General features: G+C 37.7%; 15 protein-coding genes. 9 read left to right on the top strand and 6 right to left on the bottom strand.

Annotation, left to right across the window (positions count from 1 at the left end; genetic code table 11):
• Positions 1–118 precede the first annotated feature (118 nt).
• Positions 119–1,438: an NAD(P)-dependent benzaldehyde dehydrogenase MdlD gene (gene mdlD, locus V0410_RS08980; RefSeq protein WP_330747204.1), complete on the bottom strand. Its 1,320-nt coding sequence runs from the start codon at positions 1,436–1,438 to the stop codon at positions 119–121.
• Between the two features lie 395 nt (positions 1,439–1,833).
• Between mdlD and V0410_RS08975 the strand changes: the two genes are divergently transcribed.
• The 6 genes from V0410_RS08975 to V0410_RS08950 all read left to right on the top strand — a co-directional run bounded on the left by V0410_RS08975 (position 1,834) and on the right by V0410_RS08950 (position 9,028).
• Entirely contained in the window at positions 1,834–2,952 is a 1,119-nt protein-coding gene (locus V0410_RS08975) for a DNA polymerase III subunit (protein WP_110011445.1), read from the top strand.
• Positions 2,953–3,255: 303 nt separating this feature from the next.
• Positions 3,256–3,894: a TetR/AcrR family transcriptional regulator gene (locus tag V0410_RS08970; RefSeq protein WP_330747203.1), complete on the top strand. Its 639-nt coding sequence runs from the start codon at positions 3,256–3,258 to the stop codon at positions 3,892–3,894.
• A complete protein-coding gene (locus tag V0410_RS08965; RefSeq protein WP_330747202.1) occupies positions 3,878–5,194 on the top strand; it encodes a TolC family protein in 1,317 nt (438 codons plus the stop codon). Before V0410_RS08970 ends, V0410_RS08965 begins: the two co-directional genes overlap by 17 nt.
• Before the next feature lie 16 nt (positions 5,195–5,210).
• Positions 5,211–6,314: an HlyD family secretion protein gene (locus V0410_RS08960; protein ID WP_330747201.1), complete on the top strand. Its 1,104-nt coding sequence runs from the start codon at positions 5,211–5,213 to the stop codon at positions 6,312–6,314.
• A gap of 141 nt (positions 6,315–6,455) precedes the next feature.
• Positions 6,456–8,033 (top strand): DHA2 family efflux MFS transporter permease subunit, encoded by a 1,578-nt coding sequence (locus tag V0410_RS08955; protein WP_062674556.1) that lies wholly within the window; start codon positions 6,456–6,458, stop codon positions 8,031–8,033.
• 398 nt (positions 8,034–8,431) lie between these two features.
• Complete coding sequence (locus tag V0410_RS08950; protein WP_330747200.1) at positions 8,432–9,028, top strand: hypothetical protein; 597 nt, start codon at positions 8,432–8,434, stop codon at positions 9,026–9,028.
• Between the two features lie 134 nt (positions 9,029–9,162).
• Here the strand turns inward: V0410_RS08950 and V0410_RS08945 are convergent, their stop codons facing one another.
• Both V0410_RS08945 and V0410_RS08940 read right to left on the bottom strand, forming a co-directional pair.
• Positions 9,163–10,176 (bottom strand): TQO small subunit DoxD, encoded by a 1,014-nt coding sequence (locus V0410_RS08945; RefSeq protein WP_330747199.1) that lies wholly within the window; start codon positions 10,174–10,176, stop codon positions 9,163–9,165.
• 56 nt (positions 10,177–10,232) lie between these two features.
• Entirely contained in the window at positions 10,233–10,610 is a 378-nt protein-coding gene (locus tag V0410_RS08940; protein ID WP_330747198.1) for a hypothetical protein, read from the bottom strand.
• Between the two features lie 181 nt (positions 10,611–10,791).
• Here V0410_RS08940 and V0410_RS08935 point away from each other — a divergent pair, with 181 nt between their 5' ends.
• Positions 10,792–11,352 (top strand): DNA-3-methyladenine glycosylase I, encoded by a 561-nt coding sequence (locus V0410_RS08935; protein ID WP_330747197.1) that lies wholly within the window; start codon positions 10,792–10,794, stop codon positions 11,350–11,352.
• 212 nt (positions 11,353–11,564) lie between these two features.
• On the opposite strand, the gene V0410_RS08930 is transcribed toward V0410_RS08935, so the two are convergent.
• Positions 11,565–11,930 (bottom strand): winged helix-turn-helix transcriptional regulator, encoded by a 366-nt coding sequence (locus tag V0410_RS08930; protein ID WP_110011437.1) that lies wholly within the window; start codon positions 11,928–11,930, stop codon positions 11,565–11,567.
• A 91-nt stretch (positions 11,931–12,021) separates the two neighbouring features.
• Between V0410_RS08930 and V0410_RS08925 the strand changes: the two genes are divergently transcribed.
• Entirely contained in the window at positions 12,022–12,552 is a 531-nt protein-coding gene (locus V0410_RS08925) for an NAD(P)H-dependent oxidoreductase (RefSeq protein ID WP_330747195.1), read from the top strand.
• A 92-nt stretch (positions 12,553–12,644) separates the two neighbouring features.
• Here V0410_RS08925 and V0410_RS08920 read toward each other — a convergent pair whose 3' ends face one another.
• Both V0410_RS08920 and V0410_RS08915 read right to left on the bottom strand, forming a co-directional pair.
• On the bottom strand, positions 12,645–14,231 hold the full coding sequence (locus V0410_RS08920) for a patatin-like phospholipase family protein (RefSeq protein WP_330747194.1): 1,587 nt from the start codon (positions 14,229–14,231) through the stop codon (positions 12,645–12,647).
• 92 nt (positions 14,232–14,323) lie between these two features.
• On the bottom strand, positions 14,324–15,223 hold the full coding sequence (locus V0410_RS08915; RefSeq protein WP_330747193.1) for a magnesium transporter CorA family protein: 900 nt from the start codon (positions 15,221–15,223) through the stop codon (positions 14,324–14,326).
• A gap of 73 nt (positions 15,224–15,296) precedes the next feature.
• On the opposite strand from V0410_RS08915, the gene V0410_RS08910 reads away from it, so the two are divergent.
• Positions 15,297–16,319, top strand: coding sequence for a 3-oxoacyl-ACP synthase III family protein (locus tag V0410_RS08910; RefSeq protein WP_330747192.1), 1,023 nt, complete (start codon positions 15,297–15,299; stop codon positions 16,317–16,319).
• Positions 16,320–16,328 lie beyond the last annotated feature (9 nt).

The following is a 16,328-nucleotide window of genomic DNA, read 5'->3' as shown; positions in this document are numbered from 1 at the left end:
GCTTTCCTTTAAAAGAAAAATGCAAATTTTCAGCCATAAAAACAGCAATTCTGTTTTACAAAAAAAAGACTGTTCTATGATGAACAGTCCCGGTTTATATGAATAAGCATTTATACTATTATTTTACCTGAAGTACAGAACGGCTGTGGCTGAAACACTCAAAACTAAATTTTCCATGGTATTTTCCCATTCCCGAAGTTCCTACACCTCCAAAAGGTAAATAATGAGAACCTACATGGATAATGGAACTGTTGATTTCAGCATCACCGCTTGTGGTATGGTTTAAAACATAATCTGCAAATTTCTGATCTTCCGTGAAAACATATAATGCGAGAGGTTTTGGACGGCTGTTGATTTCCTCCAGAGCTTCTTCAATATTATTATAGGTCATAACAGGAAGGATAGGGCCGAAGATCTCCTGCTGCATCACCTGATCATCCCAGTTCACATGATCCATTAAAGTAGCTTCAAAATGACGGGTTTCAAGATCATAATGTCCTCCGTAAATTACTTTTTCCGGAGCAGCTTCCAGGTAACCTGCTAGATGTTTAATTTGGTTCTGGCTTACAATTTTCCCGATTTTCCCTAAAGAATTCCCTTCATAAGTTGTATTTAAATGAGCTTTAAATTTTTCTATAAAGGCATCTTTTACAGACTCATGGATATAAATATAGTCGGGAGCGACACAGGTTTGTCCGCAATTTATCCATTTTCCGTAGGATATTCTTGCCACAGCTTTATCCAGATCGGCATCTTTATGAACAATGGTGGGAGATTTTCCTCCAAGTTCCAGCGTAACCGGAATTAATTGTTCGGCAGCGGCTTTCATCACAATTTTCCCGACATTCGGGCTTCCGGTAAAGAAAATATAATCGAAAGGTAAGCTGAGTAAAAGAGTATTTTCCTCAATAGCCCCCTGAATAACGGCTACATAAGATTCATCAAAAGATGCTTTCACAATATCTTCAAGCACCTGCGCGACATGTGGTGTATTTTCAGAAGGTTTTATAATGGCTGTATTTCCGGAGATCAAAGCTCCGATTAACGGACTGAATGTTAACTGAACAGGATAGTTGAAAGGACCAATAATATAGGTAACCCCATAAGGCTGATACGTTACTTTACTTTCCACTTCCGCACCTGAAGGATGTGGTTTGGAAGGTACAGAAGTCGGTTTTGCCCATTCGTCAATATTTTCCAGCAAATAATCAAGTTCGCTGATCACTATTTGAATCTCCACATATTCCGCTTCTTTTCTGCTTTTTCCCAAATCTGTATCCAAAGCCTCACAAAGTGCATCGGTATGCTGAAGAAAAACATCCCGGAATTTTCTTAATTGTGCTTTTCTGAATTCAATATCTTTTGTCTGATTAGTTTTGAAAAAGGATTTCTGCTGTTGAAATATCCCTTTGATTTTTTGTTCCAGGTTGGTATCCATTGGTATATAATTTAATATTTGAATTGGTGTGAAATGGTAATAAATTTACAAATAATTTCACTCTACAAATGTATTGCTTAAAATTAAATTGTGTAAAATTTAATTTTATATTTTATTCTAATCCTATTATTGATATTACCTATAATATGACACATTTCTTTTGGACCATTAAGATTATATGAAGGTGCTACGAATATTAAGATAAGCTTCTCTTCAATCTTTAGATCAGAATGATTCATCTTAATATACTTTATTTCTTCAATCCTTCTTAATGGTTTTATTACATCCTGCATTTTTAAAGATGTAAAGAAACTCAAAATGCATGATCTATATTTTTATCCATTTTAAGCAGACTTAATTTTATGAAATGAAATAAGATTTTTTATCTTTGAAACATGAATTGGGAGAACATCGCCGGACAGACTAATCTGAAAAAACTTCTTAGAGAAAGCATTGCTGAAAACAGAGTGAGCCATGCCCAACTTTTTGTAGGAAAGGAGGGTTACGGAACACTGCCTATGGTATTGGCCTATGCACGGGAAATTTTCAGCCAGGAAAACGAACATGCTGCTGCGAAGGTTGAGCATCTCAATCACCTGGATCTGCATTTCAGCTTTCCGGTTTTTACGGATAATAAAAATTCATTAAGCAAAAATAAATTTGACGAGTTCAGAGAAATGATCCTGGCTTCTCCTTATGCAAGCTATGACGACTGGACTGCTTTTTTAGAATCCGAAAATAAACAGTTATTTATTTCTGCCGATGAAGTGGATGATCAGAACCAGAAATTTTCTTTAAAAAGTTTTGAAGGCGGAACCAAAATTCTTATTGTCTGGAGAGCAGATAAAATGAATATCGCGGCTTCCAATAAATTTTTGAAATTTTTAGAGGAACCACCCGCAAAAACGGTCATTCTGCTTACTGCCGAAAGTACCAATGATATTCTTCCTACCATTCTTTCCAGGACACAGATTGTAGAGATCCCGAGAATTAATGATGAGGATATTGAAAACTACCTTAAAAAGAACTTTTCTGTTTCCGAAGATAAGGTAAGAGAAATTGTTCATGAGGCACAAGGAGATCTCAATGATGCCATTAAGCTTCTGAACTCAGGAGACAAAAGCAATGAGTTTGAAAAGCTTTTTGTACAATGGGTAAGAGATGCATTTATGGTAAAAAAGAAACCGGAATATCTCCGAAGTATTATTTTATGGGCAAGGGAAATTGCTGGGTGGAACAGAGAAAAGCAAAAAAACTTCCTCAATTATTGTTCTGAAATTTTCAGACTGGCGCTGCTTCAGAATTATCAGTCCGAAAATCTGGTTTATAAAAAGATCAATGCGAACGGTTTCAATTGGGCCGGTTTTTCAAAATTTATCAGCGGAGCCAATATTGAGAGCATTTTAGAAGAAATCAATACTGCTGATCTGCACCTGACCAGAAACGGAAACCCCAAAATCGTCTGGACCGACCTGGGAATAAAATTATCAAGATATATTCATAAAAGCACATAAATAAACTCCGGTAAATGCCGGAGTTTTTGTTTTTGTCCTGTACAGATTATTATTTCAGCTCTATTTTCCTTATATTTTTACGTTTGCTTCAATTGAATGCATTCTGAAATATTAAAATTATCGTTCAGGTTTTCCCGAATATTAATTCAAAATAAAACTCTTTTAAATTAAAAACTGCCTTTCCTGCGCTTTCAGCATATATTATAGAAACCGTCTTTTCTTTGCAATAAATTAAATCTATATTAAAAAATCAATCAATCGTTTGATTTGAATGAAAACTTGTGTACATTTGCGCCCTGAAAAATGAACACTAACATGATTTCAAAAGAAGAAAATATATTATTCGCTGCCGAGAAGCTCTTTGCAGAACAGGGATTCGAAGGAACTTCCACCCGGGAAATTGCAAAGGCGGCGAATGTAAACATCTCTATGATCTCATATTATTTTGGCTCTAAGGAAAAACTTTATGAGAAATTAGTGGAATACAGAATGAATGAAGGTCAGTTTTTCTCAAAAGACCTTTTGGGAAGAACAGACATCAACGATTGGCAGAAGATTGAAAGAGTCATCGATCAGTTTTCTCACAAGATCCGGACTCAAAAATGCTTCTACAGGATTATGCAGAGAGAGCAGCTGCATACCAAGAATCCTCAGATTGTTGAATTTTTGAAGCAAACCAAAATGGGATTCCTTTCTATGTATTCACAAATATTGGAAAGTGGTCTTAAAAATGGAATTTTCACCAAAAATCCACCTATTTATCTCCTTCATTCTACCGTAAGCGGAACCTTGTTTTATGCATTCAATGCAAAAGAAATGTATAAAGAGTTCCTGAATGAAACAGAAGATGAAGAAGCTTTTGATGAAAAATACTACACAGAACTTAATAAACATATTAAATATTTACTAAAAGACCTTTTAGGTTATGAAGAGAATAAATAACTCAGTGATTGCATTATCACTATTCGTAGGAATAGCAAATGCGAATGCTCAGGAGAAAAGAACACTTACTCTTGACGAGGCCGTGCAGCTGGGAATCCAGAACAGCAAGAATCTCAAGATCGATGCAGCCAAGATCGAAGAGGCTACAGCTGATCTTTTGGAGGCTAAAAACAGACAACTGCCGGAATTAAAGGTGTCTGGTAGCTATATGTACCTTCCGATAAAACCGAATGTTGATATCAAACTTCCTGGTCTTGCAGGAGGAGCTGGCGGACCTGAAATACATCAGGTAGTTTACGGTTCTGCTAATCTTAGCGTTCCCATTTACAGCGGTGGAAGAATCAAATACGGAATTCAGTCAGCAAAATATCTGGTGGAAGCTTCTAAACTAAGCACTGAGAATGATAAAATTGCCATTGCTTATAACGTTGCCCAGGCTTATAATAACCTGTTTAAAGCCAACCAGTCCATCAAGGTTTTTGAAGAAAATCTTTCCGCTTCTCAAAAAAGAGATGAAACCTTCCTTAAAATGGAAAACAATGGTTTGATTGCAAGAAACGACAGATTAAAGGCAAATCTTCAGACCTCAAATATTGAACTTCAGCTGTTGGAAGCCAAAAATAACTACAATATTGCCAACATCAATATGGATTTATTGCTTGGTCTTCCCGAAACAACGGAACTGGCAGTAGATGAAAATTATATTGAAGAAGGAACAGATGTAAAACCTGTTGATTATTATGTTAATGAAGCCAGAGAAAACCGTAAAGATTTACAGGCTCTGGCACAACAGAGAAAAGCGGCGGAATTAGGTTCGAAAGCAGCAAAAGCAGAAAATCTTCCTTCCATCGCATTTACAGGAGGTTATGTAGCAGCGGATATCCCTAAGTTTCTTACCGTATACAATGCCATCAATGTAGGCATCGGGGTTTCTTATAACCTGTCCAATCTTTGGAAAGAAAATTCTTCATTGAGACAATCGCAGGCGAGAGAAAAGCAGCTTGCCGCTACTGATGAATTACTGAATGATAACATTAAGCTTGATGTCAACAGAGAATATCAGAACACAGACTATTCAAAAAAGAGAATTGCTGTTTTTGAAAAATCGGCGGAACAGGCTAATGAAAATTACAGAATTACCAAAAATAAATACGACAACGGGTTGGCAACCATGACTGAATTGCTGGATGCAGACGCGGCACAGATTGCTGCCAATGTTGGCGTGATCAATGCTAAGGCAGATGCTGCACTGGCATACAGAAAACTATTACAGATAACAGGAACTTTAACAATTAAATAATCAGATCAAAACCAAAATGGAAAATAATAATACACAGGCAGCTGAACCTAAAAAGAAAAAAAGTTTAGTTTTTCCTATCATTTTAGCGGCAGTAGTAATCGGAGGAGGAATCTACGGGTACAGAGCCTTTACTTACGGACAGTATCACGAAGAGACTGATGATGCTCAGATTGCTTCCAATATGGCACCGGTAATTTCTAAAATCTCCGGCTATGTAGCTCAGGTAGAAGTAAAAGACAACCAGTTTGTGAAGAAAGGAGATACCTTGGTGATTTTGGATAACAGAGATCAGAAAATGGCTCTGGAACAAGCTCAGGCAGCTTTATCTACAGCCAGAAGCAACATTTCAAATGCAGAAGCGACTACAACGGCTACTTCGAAAAATATAGGTTCTTCAGAAGCAGCAGTAGTAACGGCTAATGCTCAGATTGAAGCGGCAAAAGTAAATGTATGGAAAACTTCTCAGGATCTTAAGAGATATGCTAATCTTGTAAAAGACCATTCTATTACAGAACAGCAGTATGAGCAGGCTTTGGCTGCAAAACAATCTGCTGACAGACAATTACAGGTTTTGGTGGACCAAAGAAATCAGATTGCCCAGCAAACTCATATAGCCTCTTCTCAGACGGCTGCCAGTTCACAACAAATCAGCGTGGCAGGTTCTGTTGCTAAACAAAGAGAAGTAGATGTAGAAAATGCAAAACTGAATTTGTCATATACGGTAATCCTTGCCCCTGAAGACGGATACGTTGGAAAAGTACCTACGCAGGCAGGTCAGTATCTGCAGGCGGGAGCTCAGTTGTTTGCTTTGGTTAAAAACGACCAGAAATGGGTGGTGGCCAACTTTAAAGAAACACAGGTAGACAAAATGGTAGAAGGCCAGAAAGTGAAAATTGAGATTGATGCTTTTCCTGATCAGGAATTTGAAGGAGTGGTAAGCTCATTCTCTCCCGCTACAGGAGCTACTTTCTCTATTCTTCCTCCGGATAATGCGAGTGGTAACTTCGTAAAAGTAGTTCAGAGACTTCCTGTAAAAATTGATTTTGTAAATCTTGACAAGAATATTGCCAAAAGATTAAGAACAGGAATGAACGTGAAGGCAGAAGTTGCTTTGAAATAACATTTAAAATTGTTAAAAGTCAACGAATTTCGCTGTCAATAGTGAATCGGCTTTGCTGTCAATTAAAACGATAAGCTATACAATTCACCGTTCACCTGCGAAGCAAAATTCATCATTGATTTTTCACATCAAAAAAAACTTATGCAAGATTCATTAGTAGAATATGGAGCGCGGAGAGTAATCATTACGATTACGGCTATCCTTTGTGCCCTTCTTGAAATTGTAGACTCCACGATTGTCAATGTTGCCTTGAATGAAATGAAGGGGAATCTTGGAGCTACGCTTTCAGAAGTAGGATGGGTTATTACGGCGTATGCCATCGGGAACGTTATCATAGTTCCGATGACGAGCTGGCTTTCACAGCAGTTTGGGCGTAGAAATTACTTTGCGGCATCCATCATTATATTCACCGTATTTTCGTTCTTATGCGGAAATGCGACCAATATCTGGGAACTTGTGTTCTTCAGATTGATGCAGGGAATCGGGGGTGGAGCCTTACTGGTAACCTCACAAACGATTATTACGGAATCGTATCCTATTGAAAAAAGAAGTATGGCTCAGGCTATTTACGGACTTGGGGTAATTATCGGTCCTACACTGGGCCCGCCTCTTGGAGGATACATCGTTGATAACTTCAGCTGGCCCTATATTTTCTATATTAATATTCCGATTGGGATTGCAGCAACGCTGATGACGCTTCAGTTTGTAAGAAGCCCGAAATATGCAGAAAAACGTAAAGCTTCAGATGTTGACTGGCTTGGAATTGCGCTGCTGGCAGTTACAGTAGGCTCATTACAGTTTATTCTGGAAAGAGGACATGAAGAAGACTGGTTTGAAAGTGGAATGATCGTGGCCTTTACTGTAGCAGCAATTTTAGGATTTATACTCTTCCTTTGGCGGGAACTTACCTTCAAGTACCCGATTGTTGAGCTCAGAGTGCTTAAAAACAGCAACCTGAGAATCGGGACTATGATGTCATTTGTTCTTGGATTCGGATTGTATGGTTCTACATTCATCGTTCCTTTGTACACCCAGAGTATTTTGGGATGGACAGCACTTCAGTCGGGAGCTTTGATGATTCCGGCTGCATTAACAACAGCCTTTATGATGCCTATCATTGGGAGACTACTGGCAAAAGGAGCAAAACAGCAGATCCTGGTTTCATTAGGGCTCTTTATCTTCTTCGTTTACAGTTTCTGGGGATACAAAATTCTGACCCCGGATACCAGTAAAGATGCCTTCTTCTGGATGCTGATTGTAAGAGGAGCAGGTCTGGGATTATTATTTATTCCGATTACCTCTTTGTCATTAAGTACCCTGAAAGGGCAGGAGATTGGCCAGGGAGCAGCCTTTACAGGGATGATGAGACAGCTGGGAGGATCTTTCGGGATTGCAGCGATCACGACCTTTATTGCCAATGCAGGGCAGAAGTATAGAAACAACTTAATTTCCCACCTGGACGAAAACAGTTTTGATGTTCAGCAAAGACTGGCAGCATTGAAGGCCAATTTCATAGCGAAAGGGATGACTCCTGATGCAGCAATGAATGCCGCTTATAAAATGCTCGATTTATCCGTAACAAAACAGGCCACTGTTTTATCTTATATGGATGTATTTCTTTACCTCGGAATCGTATTCCTGATATGTATTCCGTTTATCTTACTAGTAAAAGAAAGAAAGAGCAAAGAAAAAATAGATTTGAGTGAAGCCATGCACTAGATTTTAAAAAAGACCTTCGGAATTTCGAAGGTCTTTTTTTATTGTATCTGCCTTAACATGATAATAAACAATACTTTCTGTTTTCATTTTGTTAAATAAAAAATAATATCACTTATTGGAGAGTTTATTTATTTTTTCTAGCTTTACATTACCAAATGAAAAAAATATGAATAAATTCCCTCACCTTTTAATAATCCATTCAAAAAGGATTTGCCGGAATGCTGTATCACACTTTATCTGATTTCCGGTTATTGAACTGAAAGATCTGGCTGTCTTTCACTTTGCTTTTTATATTTCTTAAAGGCAATTTCCCAATATCAGAAAACGGTGTGAAGTATTGTATTCCGTTTTATTATTTAGCTAAATCATGATTTCAAGTCACTAATAACTTATTATATATGAATCAAATTCAACTGCCGGAAACTTACGCGGCATTATCAGATTTCAGAAAAAATGATATCTATCTCCCTGAAATGAATCAGGCTCAGATTATTGCAGATTTCTTTCCCGGAACTTTCACAGAGCTTACACAGCGCCTCTCTGATATTACAGGAGCTTTTTACGGAGGTATGCTCAAACAGATCGAAAAACTTTACGGACCCGAAGCTATTGAACAGCTTTCCAGTACCTTTATGTATGATCTGGGATCAAGAATGACACTGAGGAATCTTGAAACAAAACCCAATCTGCAGCCTGGAATTCCGGCCGTTGCAAAAATGTTGATAGGAGCAGTTTTTACATCCAGTCCCGAATACAATTTTGAATTTAAAGAATTAAATGACTACAAATGCGAATTGCTTATTAAAGGAGTAGACCGTTACCACAAAATCACAAATAGCCTGCAAATTGCAGGTCTGTTGAATTGGCCAGTCATAAAACCTTTCATACAGGGCGTTTGCGACACCATGGGGCTGGATGTTTTATTGGATATAAAAGTACTCAGACTTGATCCGGACAGCAAGTGCACCTATCATGTCATAGTTTCTGAGAAATAGCCTCAAACATAAATAGTACCTGGAAATTGTACAGACAGCATTCAATAAGAGCGGACCTTAGTCCGCTTTCTCTATAATAAATCAAGAATAGGTTTCAGCCTAAACATGAAACCCGTGTCTCGCACCCCGCATCGCTAATCAATCTTTTCTATCCATTCAATACCACTCACATCAATCAGTTTCAGACTGTAGATATCATTTTTTTGAAAAATATCATCAATATTCAGTGTTACATCTGCTTTTGCTCCTAATGGAATTACCAGACTGTGCTTTCCCGGTTTCACTTTGGCAACATAATGATTCTGAATATCCTCTTTAGGAATTCCGGCAAGTTCTTTATGATCCAGTTCCTTTAAAATCTTTCCGTTTTTGTCGAGGATATGAATGCCTATCAGAAAAGAACCATACACATCAGCACCTTCCGTCCTGTAAACTTCGAACGTTAACTTTGAGTGCTGATGAGAGATTTTTGAAATTTCCAGCTTGGGTCTTACCGATTTATTGTGAAGTATTCCCCACACACCTCCATGAAAATACTGATTGGTAAAAAGAGTTAACCCCAATATGATGAGTGAGCCCGCCAATACAAAACCCTTTGGATTTGACACAGGAAAATTTCCTGAGCCAAGCCATTGAAACCATTTTTTTTGAGTGAATTTTTTGTTATTTTTCATAAAATAATGATCCAGAGAATAAGGACCACTTCCTGTGAGAAACATGACAAATCCACCGGCTACACCCAGTACACCAATCTGCCACTCATCAAGGCAGGTTGTTCCCAGCCAGCCGGAACCTAATAAAATCCCGAGAGCAAGGCTGAAAATGCCAATACTCATCAGCCGGGTAAATAAACCGAGGATGATGAATAATCCGACAATTGCCTCAATAATGGTAAAAATCATCATGGAGCGTTGCAAAGCATCAGGATGAGTCACCAGATATTCAATAACAGGTTTTATTCCGAGTGCATTGGGCAAAAAATGATTGAATTTTTCCCCGATATATCCCTTTTCGTCAGGAATAAGTTTGTTTTCAAGGATAAGACGGCGCCAGAACGCTGAAAAGTAGGTCCATCCGATAACCATACGGAGGGATAAAGTATATAATCCGGCCATGTCTGAAGACTGGCTGTTTAAGGTATGTTTCATTGAAATTAATATTGTGTTGTAAAAAAACTGATTTTTTATAATCTGACTTAAAAAGTCTAAACCAGATGAAGTCTCAGTCTTTTAAACAGAATATATTTCGGAGGGCTGTTCCCGGTAGAATGCCCGGAATAGTTATTGAGAAAAGATTTTTCTTCAAAAAGATTGGCTGCAGCTGAATTAAAACCAGATAGAAACTTATAGTACTGGTTTTGAATTTTGGTTTTTGAAACGGCAGTTTCTGAAGAAGTAAAAGCGGTATCACAGCTGAAAGAGAGCGATGAGGTTGTTTTTACCTTATTAAGCCCGCTGATGTACTGAATGTCAAAAATATCAAGGACATTTCTTTTGACTGAGCACGGAGACAACGAAAACAACAATATAAGCATCGTAATGACACCTTTATAAATTTTCATATGAAGTCCTGAACTGGGCATAATTACAAAACTACGCTTTATTTCAATATGTATCAGCAGACTTTTAATTAATAATGGATTCTCTTAAAAAAAAATTGTGCTATTAAAATTTAAAAATAAAAAACACTACTGACGGACAGTTGTCACAATCCCGCTTTATCTTTACAGTCTGAAAGTTTTACAAAATAGAAAATATACTGAAATGAGTTACTGTTTAGCAATAGAAGGAATGCAGCCTGAAAGCAGAAAAGAACTGCACAAAAATTATCATGACAACTATTATGGGTTTCCCATTCACGATGATAATGAATTGTTCGGAAGACTGATTCTGGAAATTAATCAGGCAGGACTAAGCTGGGAAACGGTTCTGAAAAAAGAAGACAGCTTCAGAAAAGCTTATGATCAGTTTGATATTCAGGAAATTGCGGCTTATACAGAAGAAGACCGTGAAAGGCTGTTGAGTGATCCTGGAATTATCAGAAATAAATTAAAGGTCAATGCTGCCATTGAAAATGCTAAAACAATCATTGAATTACAAAAGGAATTTGGTTCCTTTGAAAAATGGCTGGAGCACCATCATCCTATGACATTGCAGGAATGGATGAAGCTGTTCAAAAAAACATTCAAATTCACTGGCGGGGAGATTGTCAACGAATTTCTGATGAGTACCGGATATCTTCAGGGAGCTCATCATGAAAGCTGTCCTGTTCACCCAAAAGTACTGGCACAAAAACCTTTGTGGAAAAAAGCTGAGGAAAAGTAGAATACGGATTATTCTTCAATTAACAAGCCGGGATTCTACGGAATTACATATAGAACTGTTTGACACTATGCATACTTGTGTCATTCCGCAGGAATCCAGCTTCCGAAATTAAGAATAGAAAAAGAAAGTCCATTGCTATTGAACTGATCACATTTTAGGTGCTTGCCTTCGCTAATGTAAGATCTTTGCGAAATTCCTTTAACCCAAGCCTTTTATTTCTTTTCCATAATCTGTTTATGCTCATTACCCCATTTTTCAAACTCAAGAATGATGGGCTTCAACTTATAACCGATTTCTGTAAGCTCATATTCTACCCTTGGAGGAACTTCTGCATAGACTGTTCTGGTAATGATTTTATCCTCTTCCAGCCTGCGAAGCTGAAGGGTGAGCATACGCTCGGTAATGTTCTGAAGCTTTTTTCTAAGTTCTCCAAATCTCATTTTTCCATTGATCAGATAACAGCATATGGCTAATGCCCACTGCCCTCCGATAATATTGGAAGCATAGATTTCCGGACATTCATCAGCAAGAGCTTTTTTATTGGCAAAATTGGTTGAGGTTTCCTTTATTTTAGTCATTACTTACATTTTTTATAGTACCATACAATAGGTTGCTAATGTACGAAATGTAAGTAACACGTTGTAATTTTGTGATCGAAATTTAAACATAATGAGAACATTAGTGATTGTGACGCATCCTGATATTGAAAAATCAGTGATCAATAAAAAATGGATCGACGAGTTAAAAAAATACCCTGAAAAATATACGGTTCATCAACTGTACAAGGCTTACCCTGATGGAAAAATCAATGTGGCAGAAGAGCAGAAGCTGATGGAATCGTATGACAAGATTGTATTTCAGTTTCCTTTTTACTGGTTCAGCAGTCCGCCGCTTTTAAAACAATGGCTGGATGAAGTGGTTTTATACGGCTGGGCGTATGGAAGCAACAGCGGTTTCAAACTGGCCGGAAAGAAAATGACACTAGCTGTTACCGCAGGAATAGATGAAGATGGATATTCTGAAACAGGGGAATATAAATACACGATGAAGGAACTTTTCAGACCTTATGAACTGACTTTCGATTATATAAAAGCCGATTATAAAGAACCTTTCGTCTATTACGGAATTGAAAGAGATTCTTCCGATGAATGGATCAACAGAAGTGTTCCGATGTATCTGGATTTTCTGGATAATTTGTAACCAATAAAATGAAGTTGAACTTGAATTAAAACGGGTTCAACTTACTTTTCTCTGTATTTTTTTTTAATACAGAGAAAAATACTTGAAAATCTTTACCCCACCGTAGGCGTATCCTCTTCTTTGAGTATTTTTTTCTCCTTCATCGTAAGCATCATTCTTTCATATTTGTACTTTTCCCAATCAAATGTGTTGAGAAAATCAAGGGCAGCCTGAAAACCTCTGTTGAAGAGTTCTTCCTTTTCTTCTCTTTTCATAAAGAAATTCAGCCAGCTGCTGGTCCCACAGTTAACGGTTTGTATACTGTATAGCTTATAAAAAGTATGTTTGGTAAGGAATGTTTTATCATTAAACCCTTTCAGAGTGCTGATGATATTTCCTGCGTAGCTGAACGGTGTTTTAAGGATTTCTTCACTGGTTTTCCCTTTTTCAGAAAGAATGGCAGAATCACTGGTTAGCTGTACCCCAAAAAGAGGCATTCTCGGATAAAAAACTTCATCAGCGTGAAAAAGATCAATAGGGAAGTTGGAGATACTGCCGCCATCAATGAAAACTCCTGCTGGGTTTATATTTTCAGGTTGGGTATTCATCCAATACCTCCAGGCATATTTTACAGAATCATCGTTTCTGTTAATTTGTTTCTGGAAAGGTTCAAAGAAAAAGGGTACCGCCATAGAGGCTCTTGCAAATTCAGCCGGACTGATGTGTTTCAGTTCCTCTTCGGACCAGTAGAGATTGGCCATCGTAGGAAGTTCTACCTTAATTTTAGCATTGATATCAGTGGTAATAACCACATATTCTGAGGTAAGAAGATAAAACGGATTGTTTTTATAATAATCATTATTGACGGCACTTTCATAGAAAATTCTGTATCGGGTCTGGTCAATGTGTTCCTGATTTTTGATTCTGATCTTTTCGATGCTTTGCAAAGCCATCTGATAATATTCCTGCCCGTTCCCATAACGGTAGCTGAGATTGAGGTCTTTTTCTTTCTGAATGAATTTTTTATTGAGATCGGCAACTGTTTGTATTCCAAATTGGGCCAGCGCATTCTGCATGGTATTCTGAAAAACATTTCCGGGATTCAGTCCGCTGTTTTCCTTTCTGAAATTATTATAAAGCTTTTTAATACAGAAAAAGAGAATGACAGCCGGAATCAATGGAATCAGGAACATTAGTTTGGCGTTCAGTATGGTTGTGGGAGGAGCCAGAAAAGGAATACTCAGCAGAATAATGAAAAGAATGACCGCAATGATGGCATTGATCTTAAAAAAATCTTTGTTGTTCAGCATTGCATGAAGGGTCGTCTTTACATACGTTTTCCCATCCATAAAATCTGCAAAATTCCAGCTGAAAAGAATATCCTTAATCAGCTCACTTTTAGGTTCTTCTTTGGTTTTGCAGGCTGCAATAAGCATGGTGTTAATAGCTCCGGCACTCGTTCCTGCTACTTTCAGAAAACGGATCCCGAATATTTCCAGACCATAAAGATAACCAACCAATGCGCTTCCCCACACACCGCCACCTTCCTGTACAAACTCTATATACTGATTACCAGACTGATCCAGAAGATCAGAGAATTCTTTAGCAGCTATATTCCCGTGTAAGGCAAGCAACTTATCTTTGGATGCCTGTGAAAGAGAAGGATCTTCCAGAATTTTGTTGAGGTTTTCAGTAGTCATGGTATTTTGTTTTGAGGGTGTGCCGGTAAAAGACAAAGATCATCAATTGGGTGATCAAAATCTTTGTGTCTTTGTATTGATATAAAAATGAATCACCACTGTTTTCGCCTTACATAAATAAATGTACTGATCACAACCGTAGCCATCGCTCCCAATGTTACAAAATATCCATACTTATGATGAAGCTCAGGCATATTATCGAAATTCATTCCGTAAACCCCGGCAATGAAAGTGATCGGTAAAAAGTAAACAGAATAAATGGCCAACACCTTCATCACCTGGTTGGCTTTTTGGTCCGAAAGTGCCAGGAACATGGAAATAAGGTTGGTAATCTGAATGTTTAAATGATCAAAATCGGCAACGACATCCTTATGCTTATCTTTCAAATCGACAATTTCTGAGTCCTGTAAATTCAGCAGTTTAAATTTATCAATAGCATCCGTAGAGATTACCAGTACGCGGGAATTCAAGCCCGATTTTCGTTTCAGTTTGTAGAGACGGCGGATCTGGCTCGTATGATTCGTGTTTTTAAGAAAAATTTCATTCTCTATATTGTCCATTGTTTCGAACAGACTTAAGGATTCATCATCAAAACTTTTCATAATTAAGATAGCAATCATCAGGGTGATTTGCTGAGGAGTAACATCTTCCTGAATCAGAGAAACATTTTTCTTGGTCTCTGTAATACTCCTGGTTTTCATCCTGTGGATGGTAATAATGGTATTTTCCACCAGAAAAATTCCAATCTTGGTGCTGATATCACTGATGGTATTGAGATTTTTCCTTTCCAGCTCTGTACTTTCACGGAGTAAAAAGAATTTTACATTCCCGTCTTCTTCATATTTTGGAAGGTGATTAGGATCCATCGTATCTTCCAGAAGAAGGTTGTTGATTTCATATCTTTCATGAAGAAATTTCAGGTCTTCTAAAGTAGGAGCCTCTACATCTACCCATTCGCACTGGGAGGTTCTGTATATCGTATCAATTGGCATAAAGTAAAAATACTAATATTTTGAAAAACTATGTGTTAAATAAGTTTTATCTTTGCCAAAATTAAAAAACTATATGATTAAAAGTACCATAAAAGGGGTGGGATTTTATGTTCCAGATAACGTTGTTACAAATGATGATTTAGCAAAACTAATGACTACCAATGACGAATGGATAACGGAAAGAACGGGTATCAAGGAAAGAAGACACAGAAAAAACAGATATGACTCTCAGGAAACCAGCGCTTATCTAGGTTTTAAAGCTGCAGAAAAAGCCATCCGCAATGCTGGTCTTACCTCAAAAGATATTGATTATATTGTTTTTGCAACGCTTTCACCGGATTATTACTTTCCGGGATGTGGTGTCTTGCTTCAGGACATGCTGGGATGTGATACGATCGGAGCACTGGATGTAAGAAATCAATGTTCAGGATTTGTATATTCTATGAGTGTGGCCAATGCATTCATCAAATCAGGTACTTATAAAAATATTCTTGTGGTAGGAGCAGAAGTTCATTCTTTCGGATTGGATTTTTCTGACGAAGGTAGAGGAGTTTCTGTTATTTTTGGTGATGGGGCAGGAGCAATTGTTCTTTCTGCATCAGAAGATGAGAATGCAGGAGATATTTTAGCGATGAATATGCATTCTGAAGGAAAATATGCGGATGACCTTTGTACCCAGTTCCCGGGTTCAAAATTCGGATGGAGCGACAGAATGAGAAAAGATCCTGAAAATGTAACGAATAAAGAAGTATATCCTATTATGAACGGAAACTTCGTATTCAAGCATGCGGTAACAAGATTCCCGGAAACCATGATGGAAGCTTTGAACAAAGCCGGAAAGACGGTTGAAGATCTTGATATGTTTATTCCACATCAGGCAAACCTGAGAATTGCTCAGTTTGTACAGGAGAAATTCGGATTACCGAACGATAAAGTCTTCAACAACATCCAGAGATACGGAAACACAACAGCAGCTTCTATTCCGATTGCTTTAAGCGAAGCAATTGAGCAGGGAAAAATCAAAAGAGGTGATCTTGTCCTTCTTTCAGCATTTGGAAGTGGATTTACCTGGGGCAGCGTTCTGTTTGAATACTAAGAGAAGCTT

Source organism: Chryseobacterium sp. CP-77, assembly GCF_036362765.1.
Classification (GTDB): Bacteria; Bacteroidota; Bacteroidia; order Flavobacteriales; family Weeksellaceae; genus Chryseobacterium; species Chryseobacterium cupriresistens.
Note: the sequence above shows the minus strand (reverse complement) of the source record. Positions and strands in the feature narration are given on the sequence as shown.